The organism is Pseudomonas sp. PDM18 (assembly GCF_014852585.1).
In the GTDB taxonomy this organism is placed as follows: domain Bacteria; phylum Pseudomonadota; class Gammaproteobacteria; order Pseudomonadales; family Pseudomonadaceae; genus Pseudomonas.
Genome location: NZ_JACVBX010000005.1, coordinates 309,284 through 325,848, shown reverse-complemented (window position 1 = coordinate 325,848; position 16,565 = coordinate 309,284). Strand labels below are relative to the sequence as shown.

Below are 16,565 nucleotides of genomic sequence, written 5' to 3'. Positions count from 1 at the left end.
GGGCTCTTGAAGCCCTTCACCCGAACCACTCAAGCGAGAAGAGACTTCCCATGACCACCGTCAAGCACCTGATCGGCGGCGAGATGATCGCCGACACTGGCCGTACCGCCGACGTCTTCAACCCGTCCACCGGCGAAGCCATCCGCAAGGTCCCGCTGGCCAGCCGCGAAACCGTCCAGCAGGCCATCGACGCCGCCAAGGCCGCCTTCCCGGCCTGGCGCAACACCCCCCCGGCCAAGCGCGCCCAGGTGTTGTTCCGCTTCAAGCAACTGCTCGAAGCCAACGAAGCACGCATCAGCCAGCTGATCAGCGAAGAACACGGCAAGACCCTGGAAGACGCTGCCGGTGAGCTCAAGCGCGGCATCGAGAACGTCGAATACGCCAGCGCTGCCCCGGAAATCCTGAAAGGCGAATACAGCCGCAATGTCGGCCCGAACATCGACGCCTGGAGCGACTTCCAGCCGATCGGCGTGGTCGCCGGCATCACCCCGTTCAACTTCCCGGCCATGGTGCCGCTGTGGATGTACCCGCTGGCCATCGCCTGCGGCAACACCTTCATCCTCAAGCCGTCCGAGCGTGACCCGAGCTCCACCCTGCTGATCGCCGAACTCTTCGAAGAAGCCGGCCTGCCCAAAGGTGTGCTGAACGTGGTGCACGGCGATAAGACCGCCGTGGACGCGCTGATCGAAGCACCGGAAGTGAAGGCGCTGAGCTTCGTTGGCTCGACTCCGATCGCTGAATACATCTATTCCGAAGGCACCAAGCGCGGCAAGCGCGTACAGGCCCTGGGCGGCGCCAAAAACCACGCCGTTCTGATGCCCGACTGCGACCTGGACAACGCCGTCAGCGCCCTGATGGGTGCGGCCTATGGCTCCTGCGGCGAGCGCTGCATGGCCATCTCCGTGGCCGTTTGCGTGGGCGACCAGATCGGCGACGCGCTGGTCGAGAAGATCGTTCCGCAGATCAAGGCCCTGAAGATCGGCGCCGGCACTTCCTGCGGCCTGGACATGGGCCCGCTGGTTACCGGCGCAGCCCAGCAGAAAGTCACCGGCTACATCGACGCCGGCGTCGAGCAGGGTGCCCAGCTGCTGGTCGACGGCCGCAACTACAAGGTGGCCGGGCACGAGAACGGCTTCTTCGTCGGCGGTACCCTGTTCGACAAGGTCACCCCGGACATGACCATCTACCAGGAAGAAATCTTCGGCCCGGTGCTCTGCATCGTGCGCGTGAACAGCCTGGAAGAAGCCATGCAGCTGATCAACGACCACGAATACGGCAACGGCACCTGCATCTTCACCCGTGACGGTGAAGCGGCCCGCCTGTTCTGCGACGAGATCGAAGTCGGCATGGTCGGCGTCAACGTACCGCTGCCAGTACCGGTGGCCTACCACAGCTTCGGCGGCTGGAAGCGCTCGCTGTTCGGCGACCTGCACGCCTACGGCCCGGATGGTGTGCGCTTCTACACCAAGCGCAAAGCCATCACCCAGCGCTGGCCGCAGCGCAAGTCGCACGAAGCGGCGCAGTTCGCCTTCCCCAGCAATGGCTGATGGTGAATAAGCGATAAGAAAAAGGCCGGTCTGATGACCGGCCTTTTTCATTTCAGGGGAACGAAGGCGCGGTGCAAGAACAGCCTCGCCTGCGCAAAGCCTGGTAATCAGCCCAGGTGCTTCTTCAGGTAGATACGCTGATGCCCCGGCGGGCAGTCTTCCAGCACGCCCATGCGCTCGAAGCCCTGTTTCTCGTAGAAGCCGGGAGCCTGGAAGCTGTAGGTGTAGAGGAACAGGCCAACGCAGCCGCGGCGGCGGGCTTCGTCTTCGGCGAGGGCGATGAGCTGGCTGCCCAGGCCGCTGCCGCGCTGGTCGTCCTGCAGCCAGAGGTAGTCGATGTAGAGCCAGCCCATGCCGGATTGGCCGAACATGCCGCCGACCACTTCGCCGTCTTCGCTGCGGGCGTAGAGTTCGAAGTCGTCGTAGGTGTTGCTGCGGCCCATCTGGCCCAGGTTATAGGCGAGCAGCCCCTTGACCACGACGTCGCGTGCCTGTGGGTCGATGCCAAGGGTGAAATCGAATTGGCTTTGCATGGTGCCCTCCGGATTGGCGAAGGCGACCAGTCTAGGGAGATGCCGCCACGATGGGTAGGCACCTTTGGTAGCGGCGGGCGTACAGGTACGAATAGCGCGGCGCGCTCAGAGCAGTTCCTTGCGCGTGGTGTTGATCAATTGCAGTTGCGTGTCGCGGAAGAAAAGGTAGCGATAGGCACCGTTGTTCGGGCCGTACATCCAGGTTTCCAGCTGCGGCTGGCCGGGGATGAATTTGCCGTCCGGTCCGCGCCTTGGCTTTGTGGGCGGTGTGACGACACGCTTGTCCGGCTGCCCGCACTTGGCGAGCACTTCGTCCATCGGGTCGCCTTCGTTGATCAGGCTGGTGCCGCAGCGCAGCGTGCCGGCGTGGGCAGCACCGGCAGCGAGGGTCAGGAGCAGGGCTATCAGCCAGGGACGCATGGGCGGCTCCGTTGCAGGTTCAAGGTCAACCCTAACGACTGGGAAGTGACGCTGCATTGAGCTGACGCAGGCTTAACGCACCGGGCCGGCATTGCGCACGTACAAGTCCTTGCCGCCGGTGTTGCCGATGCCCCGCGCCTGCAGTTCGAAGCGCTTGGGGTGGCCCTTGATCAGGTCGCTGAGCTTCTTGAAGCCGTACAGGCGCGGATCGAACGCCGGCTGCAGCTTGCTGATGTTCTGTCCCAGGGCGCCCAGTTGCACCCAGTCATCATCGTCGCCGTCGATGTCGTCGAGCACCTTGGCGATAAAGTCCAGCGGGACTTTCTGCGACTTGGGTTTGCTGGCGGACCTGGGCGCTTCGGCGGTGCTCGGGGCGACGGCCTTGTCGGTGCTCGGTGCGGGTTCGGCGACGTGCTCTGGCGCTGCGCGCAGGATCTCGGTGTAGATGAATTTGTCGCAGGCGGAGACGAAGGGCTTGGGCGTCTTTTCCTCGCCGAAGCCGTAGACGGTCAGGCCCTCCTCGCGCAGGCGCGCGGCCAGGCGGGTGAAGTCGCTGTCGCTGGAAACCAGGCAGAAGCCGTCGAAGCGGCGGGTGTAGAGCAGGTCCATGGCGTCGATGATCAACGCGCTGTCGGTGGCATTCTTGCCGCTGGTGTAGGCGAACTGCTGCATGGGCTGGATGGAGTGGTCCAGCAGCACCTGCTTCCATTTGCCCAGGTTGGGCTTGGTCCAGTCGCCGTAGATGCGTTTGACGCTGGCGACGCCGTACTTGGCGATCTCCTCGAACAGGCCTTCGACGATGGCGGCGGGGGCGTTGTCGGCGTCGATCAGGACGGCGAGATGGGTCTGCTGGCGAGGGGAGGGAGACTTGTTGGCCATGCTGCATCCTTTCCATGCGGTCCATGGACCTTAATCGGCTTCGCCGCGGGATGCTAGCCGTGGGGATGTCGCGGTGCCCGCGCGAGGGCTTATGCCGTGGCGAACTCGCACTTGTCGCGCCCGCTGCGCTTGGCGTCCAGCAGGGCGGCGTCGGCGCGGCTGAGGGTCTGGGAATAGCTTTCGCCCGGCTGGTGCTCGGCTACGCCGAAGCTGGCGGTGACGGACAGGGCGTTGGTGCCCACGCGTACAGCCAGGCAGCGGATGTCGTTGCGTACGCGCTCGATGATGGCGGCGGCGTCCGCCAGGCGGGTATCGGGGAGGATCAGCAGGAATTCCTCGCCACCCCAGCGACCGCAGAGGTCGTACTGGCGCAGGGCGGATTCCATGGCGCGGCCGATTTCCACCAGCACGCGGTCGCCCACTTCGTGGCCCCAGGTGTCGTTGACCTGCTTGAAGCGGTCGACGTCGAGCATGGCCAGCACGTAGGACTCGCCGTGGCGCTGGGCGCGTTCGCTTTCTTCGCGCAGGCGTTCCATCAGCAGGCGGCGATTGGCGATGCCGGTGAGGGTGTCGTGGGTCGAGGCTTCCTTCAGCGCGATGTTCAGATCGCGCATCATGTCCTGGTAGCGGTCGGAGATGCGGGCGACCTTTTCCAGCTGGCGCAGCTGCTTGTGGTAGCGCTCGGACAGCGTGCTGTTCTGCGCCCGGGCCATGGACTGGAAACCGTCGGAAATCCGTGCGATGCGCTCCAGGCGCGCGAGCTGGTCGAGGGATTGCTGGTGCTTCTGGTACAGGGCCTCGCGCAGGGGGTGGCCTTCGTACTGGGGGTCGGCCAGCAGCTCTTCGATTAGCAGGTCCAGCTCGCGCTCGCTAGTCATGGCTCTTACTCGTCGTAGGCTTGGATGACGAACGGGAAGGTACAGTCCTCGCGGAATTCCTCGGCCAGTTCGGCGACGCGCTCGTTGCGTCGGTCGTAGTGCCACGCCACGCGGGTGACACGGCCCTGGCCGTGGGCTTCTTCGAGCAGGTCGAAGATGTCCATCATGGCCTTGATCGAGCTGGTGTTGAGGTACAGCAGGCGCAGGTCGAGTTCCAGCGGGCGCTGTTCCTGGGTGAGGAAGCGTTCGACCCACTCGATGACCTGGCCGAACAGCTCGAAGGAGTTCTCCGGGTAGGAGTCGCCTTGCATCGCGAGGATGCCGGCCTGCCAGTCGCCGTGGATCTGTGGGGTGGATTGGGTTCCGGTGACGTTGAGATCGCTCATGTCGGGTCTTCCTGAATTTCGCGGTTCAGATCACGGCGCGCAGGCTGAAGAAGGCGCGGCCGTCGGGTTGTTCGGTGAGGGAGGTCTTGAGCGGCGCGCTGGACTTGCGGGCGATGTCCAGCAGGCCGAGACCTGCGCCGGTGGAGGCTTCGGCGTCGCGTGGGCGGCGCAGCTGTTCCTTGTAGGCCGCCTTGAGCTGGACCTTGTCGAGCCCGGCGATGCCTTCGATGCTGCGCACCAGGCCCTGCCCGTCAGCCAGTTCCACCAGGTTGCCTGCGGAGACCACATAGTGGCCTTCGTCATTGCGGGCAATCGCCACAGTGGCCGAGGCCTCCTGCTCGTTGTAGCCGCGCTGGGTGGCGTAGTGGCGTATGTTCTGGGTCATCTCGATATAGACGGCGAACACGTCCATCGCTTCGCTGGGGTGCGCCTGCTCGGCCTGCAGGTAGTTGCGCAGCGCGTGGCCGATTTCCTCGATCAGGCTGCGCGAGATGGGCCCGTTGAAGCAGAGCAAGATACGTTGCCGGGTGAAACTCTCGCGCATGGCCAACAGATCTAGCGATTCCATGGATTAACCCCTAGTCGAAGCGGAAAGAGAGAATGGTGATGTCGTCGCGCTGCGGCTGCTCACCCTGGTAATGGGCGAGGGTAGCGGCGAACACATCGGCCTGCTCGGCCAATGGTCGGCGCGCGTGGTTGAGCAACAGATCGGCGAAGCGGCTGTTGCCGAAGCCGAAGCCGTGCTCGCCGCCTGCCTGGTCGAGGAAGCCGTCGGTGCACAGGTAATAGGTCCAGCCGGCTTCCATCGGGATTTCCACGTCCTGATAGTCGCCCTGGCGCTTGTCGCCGATGGCGCGGCGCGCGCCCTTGTACTCGCGCACGTCTTTGCCGTCGCTGGCGAACAGGGAAATCTTCGCCCCGGAGAAGTGCAGCAGCTTGCGCTGGTGGTCGACGCGCACCAGGCCGGCGTCCATGTTGGTCGCCAGCGAGTGGGTGAATTCTTCCTGGCCGAGCATGCCGCGCATCACGTGGTCGGTCTCGCGCAGGATGGCCGCCGGGTCGTGGCTCTTCACACTGTCGATGGCGTGGTCGATGGCAGCCAGGGCGAGCATGGTCATCAGCGCGCCGGGCACGCCGTGGCCGGCGCAGTCGACCACGCCGATCAGGCTGTCTCGCGGGCCTTCGCGATAGATGTAGAAGTCGCCGCCGACCACGTCGCGCGGTTTCCACAGGACGAAATGGTGCTCGCCCAGAGAGGCCTGCAACTGGCGGTCGGGAAGGATGGCGCGCTGGATCAGGCTGGCGTAGTCGATGGAGTCGCCGATCTTTTTCTGCGCGGCGGCCATCTCGCGGTTGGCCGCCTCCAGCGCCTGGGTGCGCTGCTGGACCTTGTCTTCCAACTCCTCGGTGTGCCGGCGGACCTGGTCGGCCATGCTGGCGAAGGCGCTGGACAGCTCGCCGATCTCGTCCAGGCGGGTGCGTGGCAGCGGGCTGTCGTATTGCCCGGCGGCGATGGCCTTGGCCGACTGCTTGAGGCCGCGCAGCGGGCGCAGCACCAGCAGATCGACGGTGTAGGCGAAGCCGATCAGCAGGATCGCCAGCAGCCCGGCGAGGGTGCCCACCAGCGGCCAGATCCAGCGGCTGTCCAGAACCTGCGCGGCATGCAGGTCGATGGCGCTGAGTACGTGCCAGCGCAACTGCGGAATGTAGGCGGTGGCGATCAGCTGTTCCTTGCCGTCGATGGTGCCCCACATGGTTTCGACTTCGCCGGGGTTGGTCTCTGCCTGGCGCAGGGTCTGGCGCAGCGCGGTGCGTTCCTGGTCATTGGCCAGCAGGTCGTAGACGTGATGCTTGGCCTGACCGCTGGAGCCGGAGTTGTAGGCGATCAGGCGGGTGTCCGGGTGCGCCTGGATGGCGCCCTCGGGATCGACGATCATCGGCGTCACCCCGGCCTCACGGCGCGAGATGAACTGGTCGAGGAACTCGGTGAGATCGAGGCCGCCGCCGGCCAGGCCGACTTTCTCGTTGCCGGCGCGCACCACCATGTTGAACCAGACCTTGGTGACCTTCAGTTTCTCGTTGTAGTCGACGTTGATGTTGTACGGCTCATCGCGCGCGAGGGTGTCGAAATACCAGGAGTCCTTGGGGTCGTCCCGGCTCAGGGTGTAGCGCGGGGAATTGGAGAGCGGGGAATTGGAGTCGTTGAAGTAGTAGTGGTGCGAGGAGTCCACCACGACGAAGTAGGAGTAGTTGTGCTGGTCCGCGCGGAAGCCTTCGGCTTCACGGAAGAACAGCGCACGGCGTGCCGGGTCGTTCTCGGACAGCAGCCAGTCCTGCGTTACCACTGACTCGGCCAGGCGCCGCGAGAGCGCCAGCTCGCGAATAACCGGAGCGATGATCTTCTGCTGGTTGAGCAGCGTGAAGTTTCTCGCGAAGGCGAGGCCGAAATGCGTGCGGATGTCCTCCATGGCCTTCCAGCCCAGCATGACTGCCGGTACCAGCGCCAGGAGACAGGCGATGAGCAATGCCACCACCGATTTGCCGCGCAACCCCCATCTTGCCGCCATGGCTATCTCAATTCCCCTACGCCCGCCGTGTGCCGGTCTTTTGGCGAAAGCTCAATTGTGCATTTTGTATACGGGCACAATCAAACCAAATTGATATCGAATCGCCATATTATTGGCGCCAGTCGATTGGCCGGAGTCTAGACGCTGTGGGAAAAGGCGCTCAGCGTATGGAGATGATTCCTGCAGAACTAGACTCTGTTCCCACTTCCGCTCTGGCGCGCCTGCTGTAGGAGCGAGCCTGCTATGCGTTCCAGCGGCAGGACTTCCTTCGCCGCGCCCAGCTCTACTGCCTCGCGGGGCATGCCGTAGACCACGCAGGTGGCCTCGTCCTGGGCGACGGTGTGGCCGCCGGCCTGGCGGATCGCTTGCAAGCCGCGGGCCCCATCCTTGCCCATGCCGGTGAGCAAGGCGGCGATGAGGTTGCGCCCGGCGCAGCGGGCGAGGGAGTTGAACATCACGTCCACCGCCGGCCTGTGTCCATTTACCGCAGCCTCGCGGTGCAGGCGCACGACGTAGTTGGCGCCGCTGCGCTGCACTTCCATGTGGAAGTCGCCGGGGGCGAGCAGCACGTGGCCGGGTAGGATGCGGTCGCCGTCGCGGGCTTCGCGCACTGAAAGGCGCGTCTGACGGTCCAGTCTGTCCGCGTAGGACTTGGTGAAACCCGGCGGCATGTGCAGCGTGATCACGGTGCCGGGGCAGTCCGGCGGCAGGCCCAGCAGGACTTCCTTGATCGCCTCGGTGCCGCCGGTAGAAGCGCCGATGGCGAAGATTTTCTCGGTGCTCAGCAGTGGCGCACTGCTCGTTGCCGGTGCGTCGGACGACACGATGGGACGGGCGCGGGGCAGGCGCGCGCGGGCGGCGGCCTTGAGCTTGGCGCAGATTTCCTCGGCGTAGGCTTGCATGCCCTCGGCGATGCCCAGGCGCGGCTTGGCGATGAAGTCGATGGCGCCCAACTCCAGCGCGCGCAGGGTGGCTTCGGAGCCCTTCTCGGTGAGCGAGGAGATCATCAGCACCGGCGTCGGCCGGCCCTTCATCAGCCTGTCGAGAAAGGTCAGGCCGTCCATGCGCGGCATTTCCACGTCGAGGGTGATGACATCCGGCGAGTGCTGCTTGATCAGGTCGCGGGCGACGAAGGCGTCAGGTGCGGCGCCCACCAGTTGCAGTTCCGGATCGTTCTGAATGATGTCCTTGAGCAGGCTGCGAATCAGCGCCGAGTCGTCGACGATCAGGACCTTGACGGCCATCGCTTGTCCCTCCGTTCAGAACAGGTCGATGCTCCCGCCGCGCTCCCGACGGGACAGTTGCTGGCAATACTGCCGCTCGCGCTGCAGCACCGTGTCGTTGGCCAGGGTGCGCAGCTTGCGCACCAGCACCCGGCCGCTGCCGGGGAAGAAGTAGACCTTGCGCGGGTGCACGTCGAGCAGGTCGTGGGCGGTCAGCGGGATGCCCTCGTCCTCCAGGTACTGCAGGACGAACTCGACGTTGCGCTGGCCGACGTCGGCGCTGAGGTTCTTCAGCACCGAGCCGCCGCCGAACACCTTGGCCTCGAAGTACCGGCGCTGGCCCCCGCGCCGCATCAGGCCGCTGATCAGCAGGTCCATGGCGTGTACGCCATAGCGCCCGGAATTGGACAGCAGGCCCTGCACACCGGTGTCGCCGGGCAGCATGAAATGGTTCATGCCGCCCAGACCGCTGTTGCGGTCGCGCAGGCAGACCGAGACACAGGAACCGAGCACCGTGACCAGCATCACCGGCTCTGCGGTGACGTAGCACTCGCCGGGCAGCAGCTTCACCGCCTCCATGCCGAAGCGCGGGTCGTAGTAGCGGTTGGGTTGGTCCAGGGCCGCGCCCATCACTGGCTCCCTACCGCCTGGTAGGTGGTGCGCCCCACCGAGCGCACCAGGTGGCTGGCATGGACGAAGTTTTCCGAGTGCCCGGCGAAGAACAGCCCGCCGGGGCGCAGCAGGCGCACCATGCGTTCGAGCAGGCGGGTCTGGGTCGGCTTGTCGAAATAGATCATCACGTTGCGGCAGAAGATCGCGTCCAGGCCTCCGGCAATGCCCCAGTCGCGGTCGAGCAGGTTGATCTGCCGGTAGTCGATCATCTGCCGGAGCTCGCGCACCACCCGCGCCTTGCCGGCGTTGCCGCCGGTGCCACGAAGGAAGAAGCGCTTCTTCTGCGCGGGGCTCAGCGCCTCGATGCGCTCCAGCGGGTAGATGCCCTGGCGCGCCTGGCCGAGCACGCCGGTGTCGATGTCCGAGGCGATCAGCTCGATGGGCGGGGCGAAGCTGCCCAGCGCGTCCACCAGGGTCATGGCCATGGAGTAGGGCTCCTCGCCGGTGCTCGAGGCGGTGGACCAGAAGCGCAGCGGCTGGTGGTCCTGCAACTGATCGGCGGCGAAGCGGCCCAGGTGCTCGAAGTGGTGCTTCTCGCGGAAGAAGGCGGTGAGGTTGGTGGTCAGCGCGTTGACGAACTGCTGCCACTCTTCCTCGTGGCTCTCCAGGTAGGCGAAGTACTCGGCGAAGCTGCCCAGGCGCAGGCTGCGCAGGCGCCGCGAGAGGCGGCTGTAGACCAGCTGCTGCTTGTTCTCCGAGAGGCTGATGCCGGCGTGCCGGTAGAGGCGCTCGCGCACCTGCTGGAAGTCCCGGCGGGTGTAGTGGAACTCGTGCTCGGGGGCGGGCAGGTTGATCGACATCGGGTGGTCTCGGTGGTGAGCAGGTTGCGTAGGGCGCATAACCCGGCACGGGTTATCCGCCGCGATGGCGGATAACGCCTGTGGCGTTATGCGGCCTCGTGGTATCGGGAAAGATCTGCGCGGGCACTACCCTCACCCTAACCCTCTCCCAGAGGGAGAGGGAGAGGGTTAGGGTGAGGGGCTCTTGGCGCCTACATCAACGTTCATCGCCTGACCATCCCTGGTCCGCGCGCGGCGGCCGACCCTCCCATTGCTCCGGCCGCCGCCATCCCTCAGCCCCGCCCGATCAGAACTCTTCCCAGTCGTCCTCTTTACCCTTGGCGCGCACCGCCTTGGCCACGCCGCGGGCGGCGCGCGAGGTGTGCGCGGTCGGCTCGGCGCGGGCCGGGCGGGCGGAAGCCAGCGGCACCACGGTGGCGGCGATGGATTCGAGCTTGAACACCCCGACCTGCTGGTTGAGCATGCCGGCCTGCTCCTGCAGGGCCTCGGCCGAGGCGGCGGCTTCTTCCACCAGCGCGGCGTTCTGCTGGGTCATCTCGTCCATCTGCGACACGGCGCCGTTCACTTCCTCGATGCCGCTGCTCTGCTCCGCGGACGCGGCGGCGATCTCGGCCATGATGTCGGTGACGCGCTTGATCGCGACCACGATGTCACTCATGGTCTGGCCGGCCTGGGCGACCAGGCTGTTGCCGCTCTCGACCTTGTCCACCGAGTCGTTGATCAGCGTCTTGATCTCCTTGGCGGCGGCGGCGGAGCGCTGCGCCAGGGTGCGCACCTCACCGGCCACCACCGCGAAGCCGCGGCCCTGCTCCCCGGCGCGCGCCGCTTCCACCGCGGCGTTGAGGGCGAGGATGTTGGTCTGGAAGGCGATGCCGTCGATCACCCCGATGATGTCGGCGATCTTGCGCGCCGAGTCGTTGATGGCCGACATGGTGCCCACCACCTTCTGCACCACGCTGCCGCCTTCGGTGGCGACTTCGGAGGCGTTCACCGCCAGCGAGTTGGCCTGGCGGGCGTTCTCGGCGTTGAGCTTCACGGTGCTGGTCAGCTCTTCCATGCTCGATGCGGTTTCTTCCAGGCTGGAGGCCTGCTGCTCGGTGCGGGTTGAGAGCTCGGCGTTGCCGCTGGCGATCTCGCTGGCGGCGGTGTGGATGGTGTCGGCTGCTTCGCGAATCTGTCCGAGCATCCGCGACAGGCTCTGCGCAGTTTCGTTGGCGTAGTCCTTGAGCTCGCCGAAGGTGCCCTGGTAGTCGGCATCGATGCGCTGGGTCAGGTCGCCCTGGGCCAGCGCGCCGAGCACGCGGGTGACGTCGCGCAGGCCCTTGTCGGCGGTGTCCACCAGGTTGTTCAGGCCGGTGGCGATCTTCAGGAAGAAGCCCTCTTTGTTCGCGGCCTCGATGCGCTTGGTGAAGTCGCCGGCGACGGCGGCGTCCACCAGTTGCGAGACTTCCTGCTCGGCGCGGAATTCCTCGGTGCGGTCGGTCCACTGCACGGCCGAGCCCAGGCGCTCGCCGGCGTCGTTGAACACCGGCACCACGTCCAGGGCGAAGCGGCGTCCGCCCAGGCTCAGCTCGGCCTTATGCCGCGCGGTGAGGTGCGCGAGCATGCCACGCTGATGCGCCGGGTTCTTGTGGAACATGTCGATGTTGGCGCCCATCAGGCGGCTGGCGTTGAAGTTCGGCAGCTGCTTGCGGATGTCGGCTTCGGCGTTGCCGAGCATCTCGGTCACCGTGCGGTTCATGTAGATGATCTCGAGGTCGTTGTTGGCGATCATCACGTTGGCCGAGACGTTATCCAGCGCGCTCTTGATCCGCGCGTTGTACTCGGCGGCATCCGCGTTGGCCTTGAGGCTGTCGCGCACGCCATCGATGGCTTCGGTGATGATGGCCTTCTTGCCGGGCAGGCGGTCCATGTCCACCGAGTAGTCGCCCTTGCCGTAGGCGGTGACGGTGGCGACGACGCGCATCTTCACCGCGATGTGCGCGGCGACCAGGTCGTTGATGCCCTTGGCGATGCGCGCCGGGCGGCCGGCGAACTTGTCCACCGGGATCACCTCGTCGATCCAGCCCAACTCGTGCTGGCGGGTCATCTCCACCAGGCCGGCTTCCAGGGCTTCCACCTGGGCCTGCTCGGCGCGCTGCTCGCGCAGGTTGCGCTGGACGCTGCGCAGTCCGTCGTAGAGGCGCTCATAACCAGCAGCCGGGGCTTCGCCGATGGCGACGTCGAGGTTGCCGTCCACCAGGCTGTGGAGGATGGCGGTGATGCGGTCGGCGCGTTGCTGCGCCACGGCGTGTGCGTTGAACAGACCCATGTTGATTATCCTCGGTCGCGATCAGGCGGCGGTTTCGTCGACCAGCGCCATTTCACGGCTGGTCATGAGTTTTTCGATGTCCACCAGGATGAGCATCCGCTCACCGGCGGTGGCCAGGCCCAGCAGGTACTCGGTGTCGAAGCTGGCGGCGAATTCCGGGCGCGGCTTGAGCTCCTCGCCGGCCAGGGCGATCACGTCGGAGACCGAGTCCACCACCGCACCGACGATGCGCCGGCCGACGTTGAGGATGATCACCACGGTGAACTGGTCATAGCTGATGTCGGCCAGGTTGAACTTGATACGCAGGTCGACGATGGGAACGATGGCCCCGCGCAGGTTGATCACGCCCTTGATGAAGGCGGGGGCGTTGGCGATCGCCGTGACCTGGTCGTAGCCACGGATCTCCTGCACCCGCAGGATGTCGATGGCATATTCCTCGCGGCCCAGGGTGAAGGTCAGGTATTCCTGCACCGGGCTCGTCACCGCGGTGGCTTCAGCTGCGCTCATGAGTGGATTCTCCTTGTGCTGCCAGACGCGGCAGGGCATCGACATCGAGGATCAGGGCGACGCTGCCGTCGCCCATGATGGTGGCGCCGGCGATCCCGTCGATCCGGCGGAAGTTCTGTTCCAGGCTCTTGATCACCACCTGCTGCTGGCCGACCAGCTCGTCCACTTGCAGGGCGAAGCTCTTGCCCTCGGATTCGAGGATCACCACGATCCCCTGCTCCGGCGGCACTGGCGCCGCGCCGATGCGCAGTAGCTGGTTGAGGGAGAACAGCGGCAGGTATTCGCCGCGCACGCGGATCACCGTCGACTCCTCGCCAGCCAGGCCGCGCACGTCGTCGGCGCGGGCCTGCAGCGACTCGACGATGTAGGTCAGCGGCACCACGTAGTTGACCTTCTCCACGGCGACGATCAGGCCGTCGAGGATGGCCAGGGTCAGCGGCAGGCGGATGCACATGCGCGTGCCCATGCCCGGCGCGGAATCGATGTCGATCCGCCCGCCCATGGCCTGGATGTTGCGCCGCACCACGTCCATGCCCACGCCCCGGCCGGACAGCTCGGTGACCGCTTCGGCGGTGGAGAAGCCGGGCATGAAGATCAGTTGCCAGACGTCAGCGTCGGTCATCCCGTCGTGCACGGCCAAGCCCTTTTCACGGGCCTTGGCGAGGATGCGCTCGCGGGACAGGCCGCGGCCGTCATCGGAGATTTCCACCACCACGCTGCCGCCCTGGTGGCTGGCGGCGAGCTTCACCGAACCCTGTGCCGGCTTGCCGGCGGCCAGGCGTTCGGCGGGCGTCTCGATGCCGTGGTCGATGCTGTTGCGGACGATGTGGGTGAGCGGGTCGCTGAGCTTCTCGATGACGCTCTTGTCCAGCTCGGTGTGCTCGCCCTGGAGGATCAGTTCGACCTGCTTGCCCAGGCGCGCGGAGGTGTCGTGCACCAGGCGCGGGAAGCGGCTGAAGATGAAGCTGATCGGCAGCATGCGGATCGACATCACCGATTCCTGCAGGTCGCGGGTGTTGTGCTCCAGCTGCGCCAGGGCCTGCTGCAGGCGCTCGAAGTGGGTGGGATCGAGATCCTCGCTGAGCTGGCTGAGCATGGCCTGGGTGATCACCAGCTCCCCCACCAGGTTGATCAGGCTGTCGATCTTCTCGACGCTGACGCGGATGGAGCTGGATTCGCTATCGGTGCGGGCAGCGGGCTTGGCAGCAATGGCGGGCGCGGCCTTGGGTTGCTCGCTTGGTGCTGTAACCACTGCGGCGGCCGCGGGGGCGCCGGGGGCCTTGTCGAAAATGCCGTAGGGCTCGACGGGTTTGACGTCCGGCGCGCCGGGGGCGTCGTCGAAGAAACCGAAGTCCTCGCTGCTGGCAGCGGTTTCAGGCATGCCGGGCGCATCGTCGAAGAAGCCGAACGTATCGTCGTCGCTGGCGCAGTTTTCAGCCGCTGCGGGGGCGCCGTCGAACAGGCCGAATCCGTCATCGGCGGCGACTGCGACAGGCTCTGCCAGCCAGGCGCGCAGGCGGTCCACGGTGGCCGATACCGGGACGTCCGGGTCGGGCACCTGGCTGCGGTGTGCGTCGAGCAGGCGCTGCAGGACGTCGCGGGCTTCCAGGAACACGCCGATCATGTCCGTGTGCAGGGCGGTCTGCCCGCAGCGGATGCGGTCGAGCAGGGTTTCCAGCTCGTGGGTCACCGCGGTCAGGTCGTCGAAACCGAACATGCCGCTGGAGCCCTTGATCGAGTGGGCCGCGCGGAAAATGCCATTGAGCGTCTCGGCGTCCGGCTGATCGAGGTCGAGCCCGATGAGCAGGAGTTCGAGGGTCGCCAGGTGCTCGTCGGTTTCCTCGAAGAACACCTGGAGGAACTGCTCCATTCCAGTGGCCATCGGCGATACCCCTAGGGCAGGACCTTGCGGGTGACTTCCAGCAGCTTCGGCGGGTCGAACGGCTTGACCAGCCAGCCGGTGGCGCCCGCACTCTTGCCCTGCTGCTTCATGGCGTCGCTGGATTCGGTGGTCAGCATGAGGATCGGCGTGACGCGGTAGCCGGCCATGTCGCGCAGGCTGCGGATCAGCGTCAGGCCGTCCATGTTCGGCATGTTCTGGTCGGTGAAGACCAGGTTGTAGGCCTTGCGCTGGGCCTTGCCCAGGCCGTCCTTGCCGTCCACGGCCTCGTCCACCTCGTAGCCGGCGGATTTGAGCGTGAAGCTCAGCATCTGCCGGATCGAGGCCGAGTCATCGACGATCAGAATCTGCTTTCCCATTGCGTTGGTTCTCCTCGGATTGCAATGCGTTTGCGTGTCGCCAGGCGCACAAGTGCTCGCGCCATCCCGGCGCGTGGAAATGGTGGGGTGGGCTCAGCCGATCAGAGCGAGGTTGGCCAAGTATTCGAAGACGGACTGCAGCATGTCGGGGCTCCTGCGTTGCCTTCAGGTCAGAACAGTTCCACCTCGCCAGCGCTCAGGCTGGTCTGGGCGACCGGGTTGCTCAGGGGGCGGCCGAGCTCGGAGACTTCGCCGCGCAGGCGTTCGCTCCACTCGCCGGGCGGGCGGCCTTCCAGCGCTCCCAGGCCGACGGCGAGCGCGCCAAGGCGGGCGCTGTGCTTGCCGATCTGGCCGAGCAGCTGGCTGCTCATGTCCTGGAACTGCAGGGCGGTGACAGCGGCGTTGACGCCGTCGCCAACTTCCAGAGAAATGCGGTCCAGCTCCTGCACCACCTTCACGGTGTGCTGGTTCATGGTGTCGAGCTCGTCAAGCATGCGCTGGATCTTCTGGCGCGAATCCAGGGCGAAGGTCATGTCCTTGTCGGCCAGCTGGCTGATCGCGCCTTCGGCGTCCTTGATCTCGCGATAGACCACGTCGACGTGCTCGCGGATGGCCTGGGAGAAGTGCGTGGAGCGGGTCGACAGCGCGCGCACCTCGTCGGCCACCACGGCGAATCCACGCCCGCTTTCACCGGCGCGGGCGGCCTCGATGGCGGCGTTGAGTGCCAGCAGGTTGGTCTGCTTGGCGATGGCGTCCATGTCCTGGGTGGACTGCAGGATCTCGGCGATCTTGTGCGTCACGCGGTCCATGCGCTCCACCAGTTGCTGCGAGGTGCGGCTGGTCTCCAGGGTGGCTTCTACGAACAGCCCGAGGGTTTCCTGGGTGGCGTGGATGAAGCGCTGGAAGTCGATATCGCCGTCCATGTGGCCGCGCCCGTCGTAGCGCTCGATCAGCGAGTGGGACAGGCCGCGCTGGATGTCGATGCGCTCGGCGAGAGCGTGAAAGCTGTCGGTGAGCTGGCGGATGGCCTGGTGCAGGAGGTTGTCGATCTGGTGAGTGTGGCCGTTGAGCGAGGCCAGGTGGCCTTCCACGGCTTCCTGCAGGGGGAGCCAGTGCGGCAGCTCGTCGTTCTGCAGGGTGGTGGCCTGGGCATCGACGGCGGTCTTGCTGGCGCCGCAGAGCAGGCTGCACAGCACCAGGCTGGAGACCCAGCCGATCGGCAGCATCCACCAGAACGGCACGCCGACCGCGCAGAGCCCGGCCACGACCGCCCAGGGCAAGGTCTGGATGACGAGGCGCCGCGGCCAATCCTGGCCGGCTTCTTGAACCGCCTGGGGGTTCAACTGTGAATCGCGCATTGAAGTGCACTCCATTGCCGGGCGCCGGTAACCGGGCCCAACGGCTGCTGACTACGTCTTGAGCAGGAATTCGGCCCGGCGATTTAAAACTAGAGGGCCTCTCTGTGATGTCAAATTGACGGCATTTTCCTGCCAACTCACAGCGGGCCTTGATTTAGAGAGGTTTTTGCTGGAATGACGGTCCGTCATGACTGTCTGGCGGGCGACGGGCGGTAGGGCGCAGAC

At 65.8% G+C, this 16,565-nt stretch carries 16 protein-coding genes; 1 reads left to right on the top strand and 15 read right to left on the bottom strand.

The annotated features are described in order from the left end of the window. Positions 1 to 50: 50 nt before the first annotated feature. Positions 51 to 1,547 (top strand): CoA-acylating methylmalonate-semialdehyde dehydrogenase, encoded by a 1,497-nt coding sequence (locus IB274_RS13495; protein ID WP_024766243.1) that lies wholly within the window; start codon positions 51 to 53, stop codon positions 1,545 to 1,547. Between the two features lie 107 nt (positions 1,548 to 1,654). Here the strand turns inward: IB274_RS13495 and IB274_RS13490 are convergent, their stop codons facing one another. The 15 genes from IB274_RS13490 to IB274_RS30135 form a co-directional block, all read right to left on the bottom strand. Continuing rightward, positions 1,655 to 2,080 carry a GNAT family N-acetyltransferase gene (locus tag IB274_RS13490; protein WP_192432444.1) on the bottom strand — a complete coding sequence of 142 codons (426 nt, stop codon included), beginning with the start codon at positions 2,078 to 2,080 and terminating at the stop codon, positions 1,655 to 1,657. 105 nt (positions 2,081 to 2,185) lie between these two features. Further along, positions 2,186 to 2,500 (bottom strand): DUF2845 domain-containing protein, encoded by a 315-nt coding sequence (locus tag IB274_RS13485; protein WP_192432443.1) that lies wholly within the window; start codon positions 2,498 to 2,500, stop codon positions 2,186 to 2,188. A 72-nt stretch (positions 2,501 to 2,572) separates the two neighbouring features. Beyond that, positions 2,573 to 3,379: an NYN domain-containing protein gene (locus tag IB274_RS13480; RefSeq protein ID WP_192432442.1), complete on the bottom strand. Its 807-nt coding sequence runs from the start codon at positions 3,377 to 3,379 to the stop codon at positions 2,573 to 2,575. 89 nt (positions 3,380 to 3,468) lie between these two features. After that, a complete protein-coding gene (gene siaD, locus IB274_RS13475) occupies positions 3,469 to 4,257 on the bottom strand; it encodes a biofilm regulation diguanylate cyclase SiaD (RefSeq protein ID WP_225614844.1) in 789 nt (262 codons plus the stop codon). Between the two features lie 5 nt (positions 4,258 to 4,262). Continuing rightward, positions 4,263 to 4,643 (bottom strand): biofilm regulation phosphoprotein SiaC, encoded by a 381-nt coding sequence (gene siaC / locus IB274_RS13470; RefSeq protein WP_192432441.1) that lies wholly within the window; start codon positions 4,641 to 4,643, stop codon positions 4,263 to 4,265. 25 nt (positions 4,644 to 4,668) lie between these two features. Beyond that, positions 4,669 to 5,211: a biofilm regulation protein kinase SiaB gene (gene siaB, locus IB274_RS13465; RefSeq protein WP_192432440.1), complete on the bottom strand. Its 543-nt coding sequence runs from the start codon at positions 5,209 to 5,211 to the stop codon at positions 4,669 to 4,671. A 10-nt stretch (positions 5,212 to 5,221) separates the two neighbouring features. Beyond that, a complete protein-coding gene (gene siaA / locus IB274_RS13460; RefSeq protein WP_192432439.1) occupies positions 5,222 to 7,210 on the bottom strand; it encodes a biofilm regulation protein phosphatase SiaA in 1,989 nt (662 codons plus the stop codon). A gap of 188 nt (positions 7,211 to 7,398) precedes the next feature. Continuing rightward, complete coding sequence (locus IB274_RS13455; protein ID WP_192432438.1) at positions 7,399 to 8,454, bottom strand: protein-glutamate methylesterase/protein-glutamine glutaminase; 1,056 nt, start codon at positions 8,452 to 8,454, stop codon at positions 7,399 to 7,401. A gap of 15 nt (positions 8,455 to 8,469) precedes the next feature. Further along, complete coding sequence (cheD, locus tag IB274_RS13450) at positions 8,470 to 9,063, bottom strand: chemoreceptor glutamine deamidase CheD (RefSeq protein WP_192432437.1); 594 nt, start codon at positions 9,061 to 9,063, stop codon at positions 8,470 to 8,472. Further along, positions 9,063 to 9,905 carry a CheR family methyltransferase gene (locus tag IB274_RS13445; protein ID WP_192432436.1) on the bottom strand — a complete coding sequence of 281 codons (843 nt, stop codon included), beginning with the start codon at positions 9,903 to 9,905 and terminating at the stop codon, positions 9,063 to 9,065. The genes cheD and IB274_RS13445 overlap by 1 nt, the downstream gene beginning before the upstream one ends. Before the next feature lie 286 nt (positions 9,906 to 10,191). Continuing rightward, positions 10,192 to 12,216: a methyl-accepting chemotaxis protein gene (locus IB274_RS13440; protein ID WP_192432435.1), complete on the bottom strand. Its 2,025-nt coding sequence runs from the start codon at positions 12,214 to 12,216 to the stop codon at positions 10,192 to 10,194. Between the two features lie 21 nt (positions 12,217 to 12,237). Continuing rightward, positions 12,238 to 12,723, bottom strand: a complete 486-nt coding sequence (locus tag IB274_RS13435) for a chemotaxis protein CheW (protein WP_192432434.1) — start codon at positions 12,721 to 12,723, stop codon at positions 12,238 to 12,240. Continuing rightward, positions 12,710 to 14,605, bottom strand: coding sequence for a chemotaxis protein CheA (locus tag IB274_RS13430; RefSeq protein WP_192432433.1), 1,896 nt, complete (start codon positions 14,603 to 14,605; stop codon positions 12,710 to 12,712). Before IB274_RS13430 ends, IB274_RS13435 begins: the two co-directional genes overlap by 14 nt. 11 nt (positions 14,606 to 14,616) lie before the next feature. After that, entirely contained in the window at positions 14,617 to 14,982 is a 366-nt protein-coding gene (locus IB274_RS13425; protein ID WP_192432432.1) for a response regulator, read from the bottom strand. Between the two features lie 170 nt (positions 14,983 to 15,152). Further along, the gene (locus tag IB274_RS30135) at positions 15,153 to 15,905 is read right to left on the bottom strand and encodes a methyl-accepting chemotaxis protein (protein WP_401087813.1); all 753 of its coding nucleotides are present in this window, start codon (positions 15,903 to 15,905) and stop codon (positions 15,153 to 15,155) included. Positions 15,906 to 16,565: the final 660 nt, after the last annotated feature.

Bases quoted from the DNA above. Each gene is read 5' to 3' on its own strand.
- siaC (WP_192432441.1), bottom strand. From the start codon at position 4,643: ATGAGCGATCTCAACGTCACCGGAACCCAATCCACCCCACAGATCCAC.
- IB274_RS13495 (WP_024766243.1), top strand. From the start codon at position 51: ATGACCACCGTCAAGCACCTGATCGGCGGCGAGATGATCGCCGACACT.
- IB274_RS30135 (WP_401087813.1), bottom strand. From the start codon at position 15,905: ATGGACGGCGATATCGACTTCCAGCGCTTCATCCACGCCACCCAGGAA.
- cheD (WP_192432437.1), bottom strand. From the start codon at position 9,063: ATGGGCGCGGCCCTGGACCAACCCAACCGCTACTACGACCCGCGCTTC.
- siaD (WP_225614844.1), bottom strand. From the start codon at position 4,257: ATGACTAGCGAGCGCGAGCTGGACCTGCTAATCGAAGAGCTGCTGGCC.
- IB274_RS13435 (WP_192432434.1), bottom strand. From the start codon at position 12,723: ATGAGCGCAGCTGAAGCCACCGCGGTGACGAGCCCGGTGCAGGAATAC.
- IB274_RS13440 (WP_192432435.1), bottom strand. From the start codon at position 12,216: ATGGGTCTGTTCAACGCACACGCCGTGGCGCAGCAACGCGCCGACCGC.
- IB274_RS13430 (WP_192432433.1), bottom strand. From the start codon at position 14,605: ATGGCCACTGGAATGGAGCAGTTCCTCCAGGTGTTCTTCGAGGAAACC.
- siaA (WP_192432439.1), bottom strand. From the start codon at position 7,210: ATGGCGGCAAGATGGGGGTTGCGCGGCAAATCGGTGGTGGCATTGCTC.
- IB274_RS13480 (WP_192432442.1), bottom strand. From the start codon at position 3,379: ATGGCCAACAAGTCTCCCTCCCCTCGCCAGCAGACCCATCTCGCCGTC.
- siaB (WP_192432440.1), bottom strand. From the start codon at position 5,211: ATGGAATCGCTAGATCTGTTGGCCATGCGCGAGAGTTTCACCCGGCAA.
- IB274_RS13445 (WP_192432436.1), bottom strand. From the start codon at position 9,905: ATGTCGATCAACCTGCCCGCCCCCGAGCACGAGTTCCACTACACCCGC.
- IB274_RS13490 (WP_192432444.1), bottom strand. From the start codon at position 2,080: ATGCAAAGCCAATTCGATTTCACCCTTGGCATCGACCCACAGGCACGC.
- IB274_RS13455 (WP_192432438.1), bottom strand. From the start codon at position 8,454: ATGGCCGTCAAGGTCCTGATCGTCGACGACTCGGCGCTGATTCGCAGC.
- IB274_RS13425 (WP_192432432.1), bottom strand. From the start codon at position 14,982: ATGGGAAAGCAGATTCTGATCGTCGATGACTCGGCCTCGATCCGGCAG.
- IB274_RS13485 (WP_192432443.1), bottom strand. From the start codon at position 2,500: ATGCGTCCCTGGCTGATAGCCCTGCTCCTGACCCTCGCTGCCGGTGCT.